The sequence below is a fragment of the Nocardia xishanensis NBRC 101358 genome, assembly GCF_001613365.1.
GTDB classification, from domain to species: Bacteria; Actinomycetota; Actinomycetes; order Mycobacteriales; family Mycobacteriaceae; genus Nocardia; species Nocardia xishanensis.
Genome location: NZ_BDCF01000015.1, coordinates 103907 through 121899, shown reverse-complemented (window position 1 = coordinate 121899; position 17993 = coordinate 103907). Strand labels below are relative to the sequence as shown.

Annotated in this window: 13 protein-coding genes; 8 read left to right on the top strand and 5 right to left on the bottom strand. The window is 66.4% G+C overall.

Going from position 1 to position 17993, the window contains the following annotated elements:
• Nucleotides 1-285 precede the first annotated feature (285 nt).
• The 3 genes from NX1_RS14640 to NX1_RS14630 all read left to right on the top strand — a co-directional run bounded on the left by NX1_RS14640 (nt 286) and on the right by NX1_RS14630 (nt 3511).
• Nucleotides 286-876, top strand: a complete 591-nt coding sequence (locus NX1_RS14640) for a hypothetical protein (protein WP_068058698.1) — start codon at nt 286-288, stop codon at nt 874-876.
• A 441-nt stretch (nt 877-1317) separates the two neighbouring features.
• Entirely contained in the window at nt 1318-2010 is a 693-nt protein-coding gene (locus NX1_RS14635) for a class I SAM-dependent methyltransferase (RefSeq protein WP_068058696.1), read from the top strand.
• 316 nt (nt 2011-2326) lie between these two features.
• Nucleotides 2327-3511, top strand: a complete 1185-nt coding sequence (locus NX1_RS14630) for a L,D-transpeptidase (protein WP_068058694.1) — start codon at nt 2327-2329, stop codon at nt 3509-3511.
• Between the two features lie 353 nt (nt 3512-3864).
• Here the strand turns inward: NX1_RS14630 and NX1_RS14625 are convergent, their stop codons facing one another.
• The gene (locus tag NX1_RS14625; RefSeq protein ID WP_068058692.1) at nt 3865-9327 is read right to left on the bottom strand and encodes an ATP-binding protein; all 5463 of its coding nucleotides are present in this window, start codon (nt 9325-9327) and stop codon (nt 3865-3867) included.
• A gap of 418 nt (nt 9328-9745) precedes the next feature.
• Here NX1_RS14625 and NX1_RS14620 point away from each other — a divergent pair, with 418 nt between their 5' ends.
• The 3 genes from NX1_RS14620 to NX1_RS38405 all read left to right on the top strand — a co-directional run bounded on the left by NX1_RS14620 (nt 9746) and on the right by NX1_RS38405 (nt 11773).
• Nucleotides 9746-10114: a hypothetical protein gene (locus NX1_RS14620; protein WP_157119746.1), complete on the top strand. Its 369-nt coding sequence runs from the start codon at nt 9746-9748 to the stop codon at nt 10112-10114.
• 368 nt (nt 10115-10482) lie between these two features.
• The gene (locus NX1_RS14615) at nt 10483-11280 is read left to right on the top strand and encodes an SDR family NAD(P)-dependent oxidoreductase (protein WP_068058687.1); all 798 of its coding nucleotides are present in this window, start codon (nt 10483-10485) and stop codon (nt 11278-11280) included.
• Nucleotides 11281-11638: 358 nt separating this feature from the next.
• Nucleotides 11639-11773 (top strand): hypothetical protein, encoded by a 135-nt coding sequence (locus NX1_RS38405; RefSeq protein WP_281216463.1) that lies wholly within the window; start codon nt 11639-11641, stop codon nt 11771-11773.
• A 49-nt stretch (nt 11774-11822) separates the two neighbouring features.
• On the opposite strand, the gene NX1_RS14605 is transcribed toward NX1_RS38405, so the two are convergent.
• Both NX1_RS14605 and NX1_RS14600 read right to left on the bottom strand, forming a co-directional pair.
• On the bottom strand, nt 11823-12764 hold the full coding sequence (locus NX1_RS14605; protein ID WP_068058682.1) for an alpha/beta fold hydrolase: 942 nt from the start codon (nt 12762-12764) through the stop codon (nt 11823-11825).
• Between the two features lie 257 nt (nt 12765-13021).
• On the bottom strand, nt 13022-13633 hold the full coding sequence (locus tag NX1_RS14600) for a TetR family transcriptional regulator (RefSeq protein WP_157119745.1): 612 nt from the start codon (nt 13631-13633) through the stop codon (nt 13022-13024).
• A 58-nt stretch (nt 13634-13691) separates the two neighbouring features.
• Between NX1_RS14600 and NX1_RS14595 the strand changes: the two genes are divergently transcribed.
• Together NX1_RS14595 and NX1_RS14590 are read left to right on the top strand one after the other, a co-directional pair.
• Nucleotides 13692-14654 carry a DUF1295 domain-containing protein gene (locus NX1_RS14595; protein ID WP_084501432.1) on the top strand — a complete coding sequence of 321 codons (963 nt, stop codon included), beginning with the start codon at nt 13692-13694 and terminating at the stop codon, nt 14652-14654.
• Nucleotides 14655-15390: 736 nt separating this feature from the next.
• The gene (locus NX1_RS14590) at nt 15391-16353 is read left to right on the top strand and encodes a right-handed parallel beta-helix repeat-containing protein (RefSeq protein WP_169812234.1); all 963 of its coding nucleotides are present in this window, start codon (nt 15391-15393) and stop codon (nt 16351-16353) included.
• Here NX1_RS14590 and NX1_RS14585 read toward each other — a convergent pair.
• Nucleotides 16350-17015: a TetR/AcrR family transcriptional regulator gene (locus NX1_RS14585; protein WP_169812233.1), complete on the bottom strand. Its 666-nt coding sequence runs from the start codon at nt 17013-17015 to the stop codon at nt 16350-16352. The genes NX1_RS14590 and NX1_RS14585 overlap by 4 nt on opposite strands.
• A 505-nt stretch (nt 17016-17520) precedes the next feature.
• Nucleotides 17521-17925, bottom strand: a complete 405-nt coding sequence (locus tag NX1_RS14580; RefSeq protein WP_068058672.1) for a MerR family transcriptional regulator — start codon at nt 17923-17925, stop codon at nt 17521-17523.
• Between the last annotated feature and the right edge of the window lie 68 nt (nt 17926-17993).

Sequence of the window (17993 nt, the reverse complement as noted above, 5' to 3'; positions counted from 1 at the left end):
CGTCGCCCGAGGCGGCGACCACAAGGTCGCCACCAGCCGCAGCGGGCGGTCGCCCCACGCCATGAGCCCTCGCTGCCAGATGGTCACCATCCACCGCGTCACCGCCCCTGAGTCCGAGCAGCCAGCCCCCACGACGTCCCCCACACTCCCGTCGCCGGCAACGAACTTCGCTGCCACACAACATCATTCGCTAGCGACCTCGCTCCTCGACTGCGACAGCCTGGAAACGAAGGGCCATTTGGCGTGCCCGAATCGTCGGCCTGCGGTGAAGGACTCGTAATCGCCATGGACGCGAGCATGGCGGCGGCACCGGACGAGCGGGAGACGGATGCGGGATCTCTGCTGTCGCCGGACCAGCTGTTGGCCGCGATCGGCGGCCGTCTCGCCGAGCCGTTGCCGCTGATCGCGTGGGCGAGAGAACTCGGCGATTTACACGCCGCCTTGATTTCGGCGGTTCTGAATCCTCGGCATTCACCCGACACCACCGAGGCCGCCCTCCACGCGGAAATCGGGAAGGTCATCGACAAGATCAACTCTTGGGCGGCGTTCTACGTCCGCCACAGCCGCTGCGCCCGCCGCCACACGCACTCCTTCGGCGAGGTGATCAGTCACGTCGCGAAGACCTACGCCGAGGCGTGGTGGACGGTGCTGCACGCCGACTGCGAGGAGCTTCGGCACTCGGCGTGGGTCCACCTCGGCGAGGTTCGTGAAGGCTACGCGCAACTCATCGGCGATATCCGGGCCGGCCGCGTCCAACTCCCACTGGGATGGCGAGGCATCGGACATACCCGCCGAAATGGCAGCCCTTTCCCCGAACAGGAAACCGACGGGTCGGACGCGCCGGATCAGGGCCTGCACCAGCAGCCGCATCTGTAGCCACAACCCGCGCGGTCGCGGCGGTCACCACCTCGCACGTTTCGATGCCGGTGAACGAGGCGTAGTGATGACACGCCCTCTCAGCGGAATTCGAGCACCGCTTTGCCGTGCAAGCGGCGTTCGAGCAATCGGCGGCAGATCCCCTGATCGGTGAGCTGCGGCGTGCATTCGCGGCGACCCCCGACGCGATGACCGTGACGGCTGAACTCAGAGCCGGGGCAGATCGACCGAAAACCATCGTCGACGAATTGCCGCCCCCTCCGAGAGTCTTGTTGCGGTTCTCAGCTCACGGACGAACGAGATGTGTTGGCACACTGCGACACTGAGCGAACTGACGGAGGGAGGATTCGGCCGGGAAGGCTTGGCCGGCCGAGCGCTTCGGGCGAGCGCGTCGCGCGCCACTTCCCGGACATCTACCAGGTTCTCTGATATTCGTGGGCTATGACCAACCCTCATGATTTCGAATTCGAAGAAGTCTACCGAGGTACAGGCGGCCCGTTCGGGCCGGGCGTCAAGCCGCCGTGGAGTATCGGCGAACCCCAGCCGGAACTCGCCGCGCTGATCGAACAGGGCAGGTTCCACGGCGATGTTCTCGATGTCGGATGCGGGGAGGCGGCGATCTCGCTGTATCTCGCCGAGCGGGGTTTCACCACCGTCGGCCTGGATCTGTCGCCGACCGCGGTCGAGCTGGCCCGCGCCGAGGCCGCACGGCGTGGCCTGGCCAACGCCTCGTTCGAGGTCGCCGACATCGCCTCCTTCACCGGCTACGACGGCCGCTTCGGCACCATCGTCGACAGCACGTTGTTCCATTCGATCCCGGTCGAGTCGCGGCAGGGCTATCAGCAGTCGATCGTGCGCGCCGCCGCACCGGGCGCGTCGTATTTCGTGCTGGTTTTCGACAGGGCCGCCATGCCCGAAGCACCCGAACCGGGGCCATCGCCGGTCACCGCCGACGAGCTCCGCGAGGTGGTGTCGCAGTACTGGGTGATCGATGAGATCAGGCCGGCACGAATCCACGGCAATATGCCCGCGATATTGCCGGCGGACGCGGGTTTCCAGTTCGAGGGCATGCGCGACGAGCCCAGTGGCCGCAAGTCGGTTCCGGCCTGGTTGCTGTCGGCTCATCTGGCCTGAAGATTCGCCGCGCCCTACGCGCCCGCAGTGACGCGAGAGTCCCCTTTCGCAAGACAATTCAGAGAGCGAATCGCTCCCGGCCGACCGCTCGTATTCGACGCCATCGTCTCGCTCAGCGCCCGGCAGCCGAGTCGCGATCGAGCCGATACCTTCCATCTCATGACCGTTTTGTCCGAAAACGGACAATCGCGGAACGGTGTCGGTTGTGCGACGGATCGGTGGAGATACCGCTCGTTGGGGTCTCGGCAGGCGCGAAGCTGCCACATGCTGGCGGACAGAGGTCGGCCCTGCTGCACCCAGCGAAGGGAGATATGCGGTGGCATTGGGACGTCGTCGGCTCCTGATCGGCTTCGCCGGTGCTGGTGGCCTCGCCATGGCGGGATGCGCAGGAGAACCCGCACCCCCCAAACCCGCGACGATCCGATTCGATCCTCCACCGGGCGCCCGCGACGTCGATGCGCGCAGCCCCGGGACGGTCACGGTCACCGACGGGACACTGCGGTCGGTCGAATGGATCGACGAAACGGGCAGGTCACTGCCCGGCGCACCGGCACCCGATCATCGAACCTGGACCAGTGCCGAACCGCTCGGCTACGGACACACCTACACCGCGAGAGCCGTGGCGCAAGGCGAAGCAGGCGACGTCACCGGGACGACGACATGCACCACGGTGAGACCCCAACAGCTCATCGACGTCTCCCTGCGCTCGGCCAATCTCGTCGAGCTGGCCGAAAACGACACCTACGGAGTGGGTTTCGTGCTCGTCGCCCAATTCGACGAACCCGTCGACCGGGCCGCCGCGGAACGCCACCTGAAAGTCACCACCCAGCCCGCCGTCACCGGTGCCTGGTACTGGCTCGACGATCACAACGCGCACTGGCGGCCGGAGCAGTATCACGCGCCGGGAACCAGGATCACGATCGAGGCCGACCTCTTCGGAGTCGCGCTCGGCGAGGGCCGCTACGGCCTGCGCAACCAACAGGTGTCGGTGGTCATCGGCCCCGCGCACGTCGCGATCGCCGACGACGACACCAAACAGATCGAGGTCTACGACAACGGGAACCTGGTGCGCACCATGCCCACATCGATGGGCAAGGGCGGCACCTCGGTAGTCGGCGGCAGATACCTGTCGTTCTGGACCCGCCCCGGCATCTACACCGTGCTGGACCAGAACAACCCGGTGATCATGGACTCGGCCACCTACGGCCTGCCCACCAACTCCGGCGGCTACCGCACGAGCATCAACCACGCGGTCCGCATCAGCCACGACGGAATCTTCGTCCACGAACTCGCCTCGACCATGTGGGCCCAAGGCAACACCAACGTCTCACATGGCTGCCTGAACATCTCCCCCAACGATGCCGCGTGGTTCTACGACTTCGTGATCCCCGGCGACGTCGTCGAGGTCCGCAACACAGGCGGCGACCCCCTCGACATCTGGCAGAACGGCGACTGGAGCATCCCCTGGTCCGACTGGCTTCGCGGCGGCACCCCCACCTGACACGAAAGCAGGTCACCGGTCTCTTTGCCGCAGTGCGGGATTCGGACGCGGTGGTGCCGCAGGTTCCTCCGACAAAGCAGGCCAAGCACAAGCGTCGATCACGAAGCACCTGACAGTCGCCCTCCGCGCACTCTTCCGCGGCGGCGGGTCCGGCTGAGCCTGCTACCGCGGCGCGTCCCTGGCCGACTACGTCAGCACCTTCGCCGCCGCCGACCTCAGGCAACCGGTCGCGCGGCGCTCCCCGGCTGCACGCGCATCCGACGGCATAGGAAGATCCGCGGAAAGCGGTTATCTCGCCGCCCCTCGATTGCTCACCGCCGACCGGCAGCGAGCAATCGAGAGGGCATGTGGGATCACCCAGGCAGGCCTGCCTCGATGGCGGCGATGATGCGGGGGCGCATGTCGGAGGCGCTGATGATGGCGTCGACCGAACCGACCTCGACAGCGCGCTGGATATTGTGCACGCGATCGAATTCCGCCGCGACATCACCGAGCTTCTCGGCGCGCACCGACGATCGGATCTCGTCGAGCTCTGCGGCCAGGGCCATGCGGTCGGCGCCGATCGCGTCCGCCGCGCGCGCCTCCAGGTCCCGCACTCGTGGATCCGCTGCGGTTCGAGTGTCGACCTCACCGGAGAACACGACTGCCGCGGCCGGCGCGCCGCCGAGCACCGAGGCGAACGAACCTTCCACCGCCAACACGGTCATATTCGGGTTCAGCGCCTTCGAGAACACCACGAACGCGCCGCCGTGGTAGCGCGAGATCACGCAGAACACGATGGGCCCTTGGAAGTTCACGATCGCACGACCGATTTCGGCGCCGTACTCGAGCTGCAGCTTCCGCATCGATTCGGGTGAGCCGTCGAAGCCCGACAGGTTCGCCAATACCACCAGTGGCCGGTTGCCACTGGCCGCATTGATGGCTCGCGCGGCCTTCTTCGACGACTGCGGGAACAGCGTGCCCGCCGTGTAGGTGTCCGGGCCGTCGGTGGACGGGAAGCCGCGCCTCGGAACGCCTCGGGACTCGATGCCGAGCAAGCACACCGGGATGCCGCCGAGCCGCGCGTCCTGCACCACCGCGGTCTCGGCGTCGGCCATGCCCGCCCAGCGTTCCAGCACCGGGTGGTCCTGGTCGGACAGCGCCCGCATCACGGTCCGGATGTCGAAGGGCTTCTTGCGGTCCGGGTTGGCGGTGGCGGAGAAGATCTCGCCGACGGTCGTGAAGTCGCTGTCCGCCAGGACATGCGGGAAGTCGGAGATGTCGCGATCGATGGGGTCGTCGGTCCGCGACCGCCGCGGCGCCTGCTCACCGGGCACCACATAGGTGTGGTCGTAGTGCGACATCAGCACGTCTCGTGCGGCGAGCAGGTTCGGCGCCCAGTACTGAGCCTGCCCGTTGGGGCCCATCACCCGGTCGTAACCGCCGATGCCGAAGTTGTCCTCGGCCGACACACCGCCGGAGAAGTCCAGCGCCTGCTTGCCGGTGAGCACCATAGCGGAGTCCGGTGTCATCACCAGGATGCCCTTGGTGTGCATGAGCATGGTCGCCTCGGCGTTCCAGTACGGCTGGGCGCCGACATTGATGCCCGCGACCACAATGTTGATCTCGCCGCCGTCCTGGGTGAACTCGACGATCCGCTTGAGCGCCGCCGCCACCCAGTCCATGTTCTCGGTGCCCGACTCCATCGAGATCCGGGCGCCCGAGGACAGCGCGTACCACTCCAGCGGTACCCGCATCCGCTCGGCGAGATCCAGTGCGGCGATCACCCGGCGGCATTCCGGTTCGGACAGTGCGCCAAGCGATTTCGTCGGGTCACCGAGCAAAACCACCCTGGTGACGCCTTCCGCGTGCCGCTCGGTCGGCGTGGTTACCACGCCGGCGACGATCGCGGCCGTGTTGCGTCCCTTGGGCCGGTCGACCGGCACGAGCGTGTGGTCGTCATCGAGATCGTATTCGGCGAATTCACCGAGCAGCCCGGTCAGTTCGTAGGGGTACACGGTGTTGCGGCTGCCGGCTCGCAGCACCTTTTGCCGGTACGCGTCGAGCGGCTCGATCACCTCGTCGATCCGTTCCCCGACGGTCACCGTGGTGCCGCCGGTGACGTCGAAGCCGACTCGCACGGCGATCTTGACCAACTCACCGGTCTCCGGATCGGGCTGGCGCGCGATGAGGAGGAGCTCCTCCAGCCCTGCGCCCACGGCCGTGGCTTCCACGCGCTCGATGATCGACTCCAACTCGGCACGGGTGAGGTCGAGCGGCGGCCAGACGTACATCACGATCCGATTGGTGTGCAGGCGTTTGCCCGACGGCCGCCGGGACTGTGCTCGCCGAATCGCGTCGACGCACGCGGTGATGGTGCTCTCGGCGGTCGGCAGCGCGAGCAGCCTGCCATCCTGCTCCCGCAGTGCGGCCAGGTCACGGACCTGCGTGAACGCGACGAGTCGCTCGTCCGACGGATTCTCTTTCGCGACGCACCGGAACAGGTAGACCTCTTCGTCCGAGGAAGGCAGGCGGGTGAGGTCGAACTTGCGCAGCCGCTTCAACTGCATCCGCTCCGCGATGTACGGGTGCAGGCCACGAATCAATCGCTCCTCGGCCAATCCGGTGGCCGATGGGCGGAAGGTGAAATGGTGGTGCATGACCGCACCGCCGCTACCCGCGACCGTCGCGGTGATTCGGCACACCTGATTCGGCAGCGGTTGTGCGCTGAGCACTTCCCGCAAAGCCTCGGCCATCGCATCGAAGTCTTCCGGCTGCTTCTCCCAGCCGAGGTAGATGTCGGCCTCGATGGACGCGGCGCCGCTCGCCAGTTCGGCCAGCCCGCGCAGGACGGTGGCGAGGGCGTCGAAGCTCACCGCGGCAGAGACCAGGGACAGGCCCTTACGCTCGGCGATCACGAACGAGCAGCCGCCGACCTCACGGGTGCGAACGTCGGCAAGGCCCGTGTTGCCGTAGTACCGCCGGGTCAGCACCTCCAGCATGACCGTGTTGTCGGCGCTGCCGCGCGCCAGCCGCTGGCCGAGCAGCCGCACCAGCGGCTCGGTGCTACGCACCATCTCGGCGAGGCGCGCGCCGCGATCGGGGGCGTCCGGGTGCGCGTCCAGGTGGCTCAGGTGCCTGCGGACATCGGCGTATACGCGGGCGCGATTACGCCGCAGCAACGGCTGACCGAACCAGGCGTACACCAGCCCGCGAGTAAGGTCCGCGATCACGGGGAAGCGCACCTGTGTCGCGGCCACCAGCCGCTCCAGCGTCAGACCGACGGGCTCGCGCAGCACCCTGTCCGGCACCGGCTCGAGCAGCCACTCGCGCAGCAATGTCGTGATGATCGTGACGGTGTCGGCCGGACGCTGCTGAGCGAGGAAGATCCGGAAGACGGCGGCTTCGAGGTCGGGGGTGCGCTCCAGATCGGTCACGCCGTAGTGCTCGAGCGCCTTCGCGAGTTTGGCCTTGTATGCCGCGGACAGCCCGGCCCGCTCGACATCGAGGCTCTGCAGATAGGTGTGGAAGTACTCGCGGGCACTGTGGACGTGGCCCTGGCCGCCGTCGTCGTCCCAGGACCGGTTGTGACTCAGTTCGGCGAGATCGGCGAACACCTGCACGAGCTCGAGTTCCTCGGCGAGGGGCCTGCGGTTGTCGGCGATGGCGGCCCGGCGCGCGACGAGATAGTCGTCGACCACTCGGCGGTCGTCGTGCGGGTCGACGTCGAAGCCGAGGAGCAGGCTGCGCAGATCCTGCTGGCCGCGGGTCAGACGCTCATGCGGTTGAACCGGCGCGGGCTCGCCGGGCAGATCCAGCTCGACCGAGCCGACCGCCGTATTGTCCGAGGCCTCGTCGTCTTCGGCGAGCGGTTCCAGCCGCAGCAGTGGCGCGCCGGTCTCGACCTGAGTGCCGACGGAAACGCCACATTCCTTCAACCGGGCCCGGAACGGCGCGCGCAGCACAGTTTCCATCTTCATGCTTTCCAGCACCAGGACCGGCGCGCCCGCCTCGACCTCGTCACCGATCTCCAGCGGCGTGGCGACGACCAATGCGGGAGCCGGGGAGCGGACGACGCCGCCCTCGTCGCGGCTGATCCGATGCGCCACACCGTCGACGTCGACCATGTGGATCGGGCCGTGCGTGCCGGTGATCAAGCGGTACCTGGCTCCGTTGACGACGATATGCCCGGAGTGGCGATCGAAGCGTTCGAGATCCACGTCGGCGGTACGGATGTCGCCACCCGCCTCGACGCTGACACGGAACCGATGAGCACCGACGCGTGCGACGCGCACCCGGTAGCCGACTCCGCGCAACTTGAGATCGCGCGGCCTGCCGCTCTCGTGCTGCACCTGGGGCCGCCCGCCGGACGCCGTGGACAGCAGCCGGTGCCGCTCCACCCGCTCCTCCTCCTCGTAGGCGTCGATGGCGGCAGCGGCCAGCGCGACGGTGGAGTGGCGGTGCGACACGAGACGACCTTCGGCGCGAACACGGTCGATCCAGCCGGTGTCCGCGCTGGCATCGAGCACCTCGGGCTGGGTCAGTAGCTCGAGCACGAAGCTCTTGTTGGTCACACCGCCCTCGATGACGACCCTGGTCTGCGTCAGTGCCCGCCGCAGCCTGCCGAGCGCTTCGTCACGATCGCGGCCGTAAGCGATGATCTTCGCGATCATCGAGTCGAAGTCGGCGGGAATCGTGTCGCCCTCGCTGACTCCGGTGTCGACGCGGATGCCCGGCCCCGCAGGCAGATCCAGCCGCGCGATACGGCCAGGGGCGGGCGCGAAATCGCGGTCGGGGTCTTCGGCGTTGAGCCGGGCCTCGATGGCGTGTCCGCGTTCCGCCGGAGGTTCGCCCTCGAGCCTGCCGCCGGACGCAACCAGCAGCTGGGCCCTGACCAGGTCGAAACCGGTGGTTGACTCGGTGATCGGATGCTCGACCTGCAGGCGGGTGTTGACCTCGAGGAAGGCGAACTGCTTGTCACCGGGGTGGTAGAGGAACTCCACGGTCGCGGCGCCGCGGTAGCCGACGGCGATCGCCAGCCGCTCGGCCGACGCCTTGAGCTCGGCCGTCTGCTCGGGGAGCAGCACGGGTGACGCCGACTCCTCGATGATCTTCTGGTTGCGCCGCTGCACCGAGCAGTCGCGGACGCCGAGTGCCCATGCGGTGCCCTGGCCGTCCGCGATCACCTGGACCTCGACGTGCCTGGCGCCGGTGACCAGCCGTTCCAGGAAGACCACGCCGCTGCCGAAGGCGCGGGCGGCTTCCTGACGGGTGCGCTCGTAGGCGTCGACGAGTTCGGCTTCGTTCGTGATCACGCGGATACCGCGGCCGCCGCCGCCCGCGGTCGCCTTCAGCATCAGCGGGTAGCCGATCTCGGCCGCGGCCGCCAAGGCGTCGTCCACGTTCTCGACCGCACCGCGGCTCCATGGCGCGACCGGCACGCCGACATCCTCGGCGATCAGCTTCGCGCCGATCTTGTCGCCGAGTTTGCGCATCGCCTCCGGGCTCGGGCCGATGAAGGTGACTCCGATCTGCTCGCACAACTCCGCGAACGCCGGGTCCTCCGCGACGAAACCCCAACCGACCCAAGCGGAATCGGCCTTGGTGGCCACCAGCGCGCGCTCGAGTGCCTTGAGATCCAGGTACGGGCGCGCGGACGCCGGGCCGAGGTCGTAGGCGATGTCGGCTTCGCGCACGAACGTCGCGTTCCGGTCGACGTCGGTGTACAGGGCGACGGTTTCGATCGGTAGCCCGGTTTCCGCGGCCAGATCTCGGGCGGCGTGGATGAGCCGCATGGCGGCCTCTCCCCTGTTCACGATGGCGATGCGGTTGAACACTCGCCGGCTCCTTTCACAGAACTGGCCCGGTCGGGCTGGTTACGTCTACCGGTCCCGCGTAGTGTGCACCTCCATTTTCGCAGGTGCACGGCGTCAGGCTGTTACCCGCGCGTATCGTGGGCAATCTCTCCGTTGAGGTTATGACAGCAGTCGAGGAAATCCTCGGCGGCTGACGGAACTGTTCGAACGCGTCGGTATACCTAATAGGTATTGCCTCTGGATGCAGTAGCGTTTCGGGCCTTCCAGGCGCTCGCCACCGAGCGGACTCGACGACTCGCGAGATGCATTGACCTTCAGCGCTTCTCCGACACATGTTTCCCTTGATTTCCGGGCCGCGCGACGGCGGGCCGTATACGATCGCCGGAAGTGCGCCCGAGAAGCTCTGGAACGCTCCGCCGCGGTGTGGGAGGTGATCTGTGTGCCCGACATCCTCGATGTACTGCACGCTCGCTGTGCCGAGATCGCGGCCGAGGCGATTCTCTCGGGGGAGGAACATCCAAACCTCACGCTGACCACACGCGAGGTAGAGGACCTGCTCGACCACATCGATGATCTATACCGTCACTACTGCGACATCGACCTCGCTTACCGCGAACTCGACCACCGGTACGCCGTGCTGCGTCGAGCGACCAGCGAAGCCACCGCATCATTGGAGAGGATCCGTGCCGCGCTGGAACAGCGCACCGCGCACCCGGAAGCCCGCGCGCGCCAGGCATGCACCATCGCCGGTTTCGCCGCCCGGAATCTCACCGCGGCGAGCCTGGACCCGGACAGAACAGCGAGCTGACACTCCGCGGTTCGATGGTCGAGGCGCTCGTCGCGACTACCGCTGTCGCGGCACAGGCCGGTTGTCCGTGGTGGACACGACGAGCGGACGCCTCAGCGGATCTGTGTGGCTTGTGACCATTCGCACGCCGGGCGGATGACCTCGCCGGATCTGCCCGGCGTCCTGTCGCCGACCATCGCTGGACCTCATGGCCGAACTCGCCGGACTACGCCTGCGCGAGCGATGGGGCGGGTGGGCGCGGGAGCCTTTCACGAGCGAGAGCGGTCAGCACGTCTCGATCTGGCGGAGATCGCCGTGACCGCGCGGACTTCGCATCATCTCGAGCGGGATCGGTCACCAGTCCGCGCTGGATCGCTAACGTCGTCCGGGTGGATCTCAACCTGGATGGAAAGCGCGCCATCGTGACCGGCGGCAGCCGAGGCATCGGGCTGGCCATTGCTCGCGGACTCGCGACCGAAGGCGTGGATGTGGTGATCGCGGCGCGTTCAGCCGAACGACTCGAGGCCGCCGCGCGAACATTGGCCGACGAGACCGGCAGGCGAGTGATCGCGATACCTACCGATACCGGCGATGACGACCAGGTCCGACAACTCGTCCAGCGCACGGTCGCCGAATTGGGCGGCGTCGACATTCTGGTGAATTCCGCCGCGACGCCGTGGAGCGCCGGATCTCCCACGGACCTGACCGCGACCACCGACGATATCGTCCGTCGTGAGATCGAGATCAAGGTGCTCGGTTATCTGCGCACGGCGCGTGCGGTCGCTCCGCATCTGGTCGAGCAAGGCTGGGGCCGGATCATCAACATCAGCGGACTCGGTGCGCGACAAGCCAATTCCATCGCCCAGACGATTCGCAACATCAGCGTATCGGCATTGACGAAGAACCTGGCGGACGAACTCGGCCCGAAGGGTGTCAATGTGACGGTGGTGCATCCGGGCTTGACCAGAACCGAACGTCTCACCGACCGTTTGACCGCGCAGGCCGAGGAGTCGGGCAGTACGGTCGCCGAACTCGAAGCCGGACTGACGACGAACTCGGTGCGCCGGGTCATCGACACTCGAGAGGTCGCCGACGTGGTCACCTTCCTCGCATCACCACGCAGCATCGCCATCACCGGCGACGCTATCGCGGTGGGCGGCGGCGTACCCGGGCCGGTCTATTACTGAGTCACATGCTGGACGTTGTCGTCGAGTACATTCGATCGACCAGCAAGATGTCCTCCGGCGGTAGATCGAGAAATGCCCAGGGCGAACCGCACGGCCCGATCGCAGCGAACAATGCGGCAATCCTCGACCACACCCGGGCGAAAGCGCCGCTCGTACCATGTCGACTCATCTCGATCTCCCTACCGCGCTGTATCGAGTTCATCGAAAGACCGATCCCACCACCAGCATTGGGATCGAGCTGATCGTGAAGGGCGCTGAGTAGTGGATCGCGGTTCGATCTCGGGGTCGGCCGCCCTGGCCACAGGGAGTTCCGCCCTCCGGCTCGGTGAACTCGATCGCGTCTCCGAGGTCCGCGCGGGTGGCCGATCAGGACACCTGCGCGTTCCCGGTAGATGTCGCGCGGACGAGTCTGCCCAGCGAATTCGCCACCGATGTCGCGGAATTCCTCGACGGCACCCCCCGGATCGTCCTGAGTGGTCGCCGATGGGAGTGAAGGCTTTTGAGCCGAGGGTGACGAAGCGACGGTCCGTCGTTCGTGCGTTTCAGTGCAGAAAGCTGGTCAGCAGGGCATTCGTTTGTGCCGGGCAGTCCTCGTGGACTGTGTGCCCACAGCCGGGAAGAACGGTTGCTGTGGCATTCGGAATCCTCCGCGCCAGCTCATGAGCTTGGGCGGTCGGGAGCCAGGTGTCCTGGTCGCCCCACAGCACGAGGGTGGGTGCGGTGATCCGAGTAAGCCCGGCGTCGGTGAGCCGGTAGTCCAGGTTCCGCCAGAGTGACAGGAAGCCTGCACGGTTCGCTGCGCGGGAGAACGGTGCGTAGAGTTCGTCGATCACTTCCTCGGTGACCAGGTATCGGTTGTGGAAGGTGCCACGGATGTTGTCGGCGTAGACGGAGCGGGTCGTCAGCTCGGTGGCCAGCTCACCGAGCAGCGGCGTGGTGAACAGTGTTGTGACAGGCGCCTTTTCGGCATCGAGGCCCGGTGAATCGAGAAGAATCAGCTGCTCGACTCGTTCAGGGTGCTGTTCGGCGAAGTACAGGCTCCAGGCCCCTCCCCACGAATGACCGACTATCGCCGCCCTGGATAGGCCGATGGCGTCGAGGAAACCCGCGATCGCCGCCGACATCGCGGGCAGGTCATAGGCGAAATCGTCACGATGCAGGTCGGTGAATCCCTGGCTCGGGAGATCGACGGCGTAGACCGTGTGCTCGGCGGCCAGGGCCGGGACAACGTCTCGCCAGGAGTATCCCCAAAGCCCGCCTCCGGCGATCAAGACGACGGGTGAGCCGGTCCCGGTCCGGGTGTAGTGGAACTTGGCCAGATCGGTTTCGGCATATCGGGATTCGACACGGGTCAGGTACTGCGATTGGTAGGAGGGACCCGGCCCCGCCAAGGCATAGGCCATGGGCACCGTGATGACGGCGAGGACGGCGAGTAGCACCGTCGCGGTCGATGCGAGTCGCTGGAACAGCGTTCGGGATCTCATGTCGGAGCTTTCTGATCGGCGGGGCAACTGCTGGTAGGACAGCTGGCCGTCCGCTCGCGTGACAGAAGGTGACGTGATTCACGAACCTGGCAGCTGTCAGCGGTGGTCGAGGCCGGACAGTCGCCGAGCAAGGCGGTGTCGCACAGCCGCTGTCATGCCTGCCAGACGCAAGGCGCCGTTGCGATCGGCCGGGTCCGGGCGGATGCGGTGGCCCCCTGAGAATGCTTGCGCTCTTCCACGCGGTGCGCGCGGTCCGACTACGGCGACGCCGGGAGTGAGGCCGTCAGCCGGTCGCGGAGTATGGGCCAGTGCAGGTGGGCCTGTTCGGCCCCGGGCACCGCCAGGAGCGCGGTGCCGCGCAATGTGGCGAGAGTGGTGAGCAACCATTCGCGGAAGCCGTCTCGCGCCGCAACCTCGGGAACGAGCTCACCAGCCAGATCGCTGACGGCGGTAGTCGCGAGGTTCGCCATCATGGCCGCGACGTCGGCGACATCCTCATCGTTGTGGGCTACGGCGTACAGCTGGAGCAGCGCACGGCTTATCGGCAGGTTGTGAACCTCCCACAGCAAGTCGAGCAGCGCCTCGAACCTCCCGGCGCCGGGCGGCAACGGGCCGACCTCGGCCTGCACATCGGCCACGTAGCGTTCGACGATGCGCTCGAGAGCGGCCTTCACCAACGCGGCCTTCGTCGGGTAGTAGTGCTGCATCGCGCCCTGGCTGACGCCGGCACGCGCGGCCACCGCCGCAGCGCTCAACGCGACGAACCCCTGCTCGACGAGCATCGATACCGTCGCTCTGAGCAGCCGATCCTGGGTCTCCGCTCGTCGTTCGGCTTGGGTTCGCCGTGGCTTCGTCTGCCCTCTCGTCACACCCCGAAGGGTAGTACCACCACTTGCAAGTTACTAACTTATATCTTACCGTTTGCGCATGCCCTCCCCATCGAGCAACGCGCGAGGACTAGCGAACCGCGCCCTCCCATCCCTCGCTTCCCTGGTCGTCCTCGGCGCCATGCTCACCGAGTCGGCGCTGCGGGATTTCCTGCTGGTGAACCTCGGCGTCCAGCTCGCCATCTTCGTGGGCGCCGCCTGCATCCCGGGGTGGCGCACTCTCCGGATGTCCTATGTCGACATCGCGTGGCCCTGGGGACTCGTCGCCCTCGGCGTCCTGACGCTCGCGATGAGCGACAGATCCCCGCTCGCCATAGCTGTGGCCGTCGTCTTCCTGGTGATGGGCGGACGCATGGGTCTCGCCGCGCTCGCCCTGTGGCGCCACGGCGAACTCGACCGCGAGCTGCCGCGCTATCGGTTCCAGCGAAAGCGGTGGGCAAAGGCCACCCTGGGCAGCGAGCGGCTCGACATCGTAGCCGAGATCATGGTCCAGGCAGTCTCGAACATCACCGTCATGGCCGTACCGGCAGCGCTGGTGATCGCGATCGACGGTGCCGGAATAAGCGCGGTCGCAGCGGCAGGCATCGTCCTGTGGGCGGTGTCGTGGGTGCTGGAGTCGGTCGCCGACCTTCAGAAAATGCGTTTCGTCCGGTCGATGTCGACGACCAATACGCGGGGGCATTGCGACGTCGGACTCTGGAGCTACAGCCGACACCCCAACTACTTCTTCCAGTGGATGCAGTGGAACGCGATCATCGTCCTGTGCTTGCCGGTGCTAGGCAAAGCGTTCGACGAATTCACACCCGTCGCGGCGATCGCCGCCGGCATCGGACTGTTCGCGCTGTCGGCGATCATGTACTGGTGTCTCGTGTTCTACACCGGCGCTGTCCCGGCCGAGTACTACAGCGCGCAGAAGAGGCCGGGCTATCGCGACTACCAGGCACGGACCAACCGATTCATGCCCGGTCGCCACAAGCCATCCGCCAGCCACACTGTCAGCTGAGGGCGCCGACTTCCGGCTCGGCGGCCGGACTCGGCGCCCGGATCCGCGGGGCATGCCCCTCCCCCGGTACGCGCCGTGCGACGACCAACGGGCGACGGAAACCGTCAGCGTGCGTTCGTCGCACGTTCGAGAGGATCGACGCCCTCGAGGGCAGAACTGGCGGCCCATAGCCCCGGTATCGACGTCGGTCATGTGCGGGAGGGGCGTTTCTCGATGTGGTCGCCCGCGGAGACCGAAAAACTCTTATCCCCCAGAGTTGCCCGCTCGTGATCTTGTGCCCAGAACGGCGCGGACGATGGCGCGGGCACCCGCGCGTTTGCCGTGCAGCACAACATTCGCGGGAACTCTTCGGCACTACCGGACGCCCGCTGAGACGGTCGAGACTCGATGAACATTCGCGAGGCCGAGGATGACCTGTGGACCCGGAGTCGTCCTCGAAAGCCGAGGAGCCACAATACCGACCGAGCCGAATTGGTAAGTGCCACAAGATTCTCGGTAAGCCCCCGGTTGGTGCGTCCTTCTGCTAGAAAGTTGTAATCATTCGCGTTCCCTACTTATACGCGAGCGTACCCCACTCGATGTTCATGATCGGATCACAGACTCGATGAAGAGAAGCACATCTGCCGCGGCGGCCCGTGCCGTCGCGATCACCGCCCTGGTCGCTGGAAGCACAGCCGGATTCTCCGGGGCGGCCCACGCCGACAACGCACCTGGGAATTCGCCAGGAGTGATCACTGTGAACAGCACAGCGGACGAGGTCGCGACCGACCCCGGAGGCGGGCAATGCCGCACGGCATCCAACACCTGCACATTGCGCGCCGCGGTGCAGACGGCCAATGCCCATCCAGGCAGTACGATCGTGGTGCCCGCAGGACGGTACATTCTGGCGATACCGCCCGACCCCGGCAAAGTGCAGGGCCGCAACGCCGATCCGACCACGGGAGACCTGAACCTCACCGCGCCGACGGTACTGCGAGGCGCAGGCCGCGACCGGACGATACTGGACGCCAACGGGATCGACAGGGTGTTCAGTATTGCCTCGCCCGTGACGTTGGCGGGATTGACCGTGACCGGCGGCGTCACCGCCCAGCACGAGATCCCCTTCTACGACACCGGCGGGGGCGGCATCGCCAATTCGTCGAATCTGGTACTCGACGACGTCGTCGTTCGAGGTAACAGCGCCGGTTACGGCGGCGGGATCTTCAACGTGCCGGGGTCGGATCTGCAGACGAAGAATACGACCATCACCGGTAATACAGCCGGCGAAGCGGGCGGCGTTCGGTGCGATAACACCTGCACCTTCACCGACTCGACGATCTCCGACAACCGCGTGATCAATCCCAAAGAGTGGTATCGCCCTGGTGGATTCGCCGGTCGCGGCGGCGGCGTAGACGTCCGAGGCCGGGGCGTGGTGACTTTCGATCGTGCGACGATCACCGGAAACACTGCCTCGGACGCCGGCGGCGGCATCAACGTGGCGCCGGCCTACCTCGACACCCTCCCGCACCAGGTGACCGATCGGGTCGACGTTCCGTTGGGCACCGTCGTATTGCGGAACTCGACTATTACGGCGAATACCGTCGGTACCGCTCTTGCCAACTGCGCGAAGGTGTTCGCGAAAATCGTCTCCGACGGCGGTAACACCAGCGACGACAAGTCCTGCGATCTCACCGGGGCGGGAGACAGAATCAAGTCCTAGTCGACCGGCGTTGCCGGCCCGAGCAGCGCGTGGTGGATGTACATCACGGTGTCCTCGAGCTCGAGCAAGTCACCTCCGGCACGTAGGGTTCGGCGGACGGCCTCGTTGGTCGCGTCGGTCACCGCGAGATAGGCATAATCGGGGACCGACGGATCGACGGGGCCTACCGTTTTGCGCCACGACCGAATGTATCCGGCGAACCAGTGTTGGCAACGTTCGAACGACTCGATCGCGCGTGATCCGGCCACGGCGGTTTCCAGGTAGAACGAGCGCGCGAACGATGGTTCGTCACGCAACAGAGTGAGATACTCGCGAATGCCGCGCCGAAGAGTCTCGCGGGGCTCCAGCCGTTCGGACAACACCTGCGTCATCGCCCGCTCGAGATGCTCGATCATCAGATCGCGACCCGTCTCGGCCGCGGCGAGGAAGCACGCTTCCTTGTCCGGGAAGTGCTGATAGAAAGTGCGACGCGAAACCTTGGCCGCCGCAGCGATATCGGCGACCGTCACATTGAGATAGCCGCGTTCTGCGACGACCACCGTCACCGCGAACAGGAGCCGCTGACGCTGCGACCCCGTCACCAGATCACGAGCAAGACCGTGCGGCCCGTGCGGTAAGGCCGTCAGGGTCGGTTCCAGCAGCTGCTTGTGTTCCACCCGCACTTTCATATCAGGTCCTCACACAGCGCCCACATGTGTGCTCATCAGGTCATCCATCCGGCTCCCCTGCCGGTGAGCTCTGCTCTTCATCGTCGCCACTCGACGCAACCGTATCCGGCTCATGATCAAGCCGAGGATCGCCCCGTGCCACGCATACCCGCTCCTGATTGCATGCAGCTGAGGGGCTTCATTCGCACATCGCGATCTGGCGAAATGCGGTCGGCATCCGGTCGGCGGCATCGAGCGATCCGAGAATGGCGATCAGCACGGCGACGACCAGCGCCCCGCCGACCACCGAACCGAACGCTGCGGCGGCGGAACCCGTTGTGGCCCATATCTTCACCGCGCCCGGGACCGCGCCGGCGACAGCACGGTGCGGAGCAGCCGCACGCGACGTGCCAATTCGTCCGAGGCGCCGGGCGACGAACCGGGCCGTGCTGTCGATCTCGAAGGCGGGCAGGTCGAAATGCCCGCATGCTGATCATCCGCTGGTACAGGTGCGTGTGCGTCAGCGCGCTGGGTGCGGATGCGTAAATGCAGGTTGGCCCGTAGCTGCGCTCTCCGACGCCGAATCGATCACTTCGTCCAGGACATCGCGGGAGCGAATCAGATCGGCGATCATGCGGTCGATGCGGTCGCGCTCCGCGGTGAGTTCGTCGACCAGTTTGGGTGTGGCGATCTCGTTCGGGCGACCGTCGGCGTCTCTCATGCAAGGCAGCAGTTGCGCGATCTTCCTGCTGTTCAAGCCTGCGGCATAGAGGGTTTGGATGCGTACGACGCGGTCGACCGCCCATTCGCCGTAGTCGCGGTGGCCGCCGGAGGTGCGCTGCGCTGTCAGCAGTCCTTGTGCCTCGTAGTAGCGAAGGGAGCGCTCGCTCACCCCGCTGCGGCGGGCCAGCTCACCGATCCGCATTCCTCACCTCGCATGACAAAGGCTTGCACCTGACACCAATGTCAACTTCTACCATGCCGGCGCAGTGA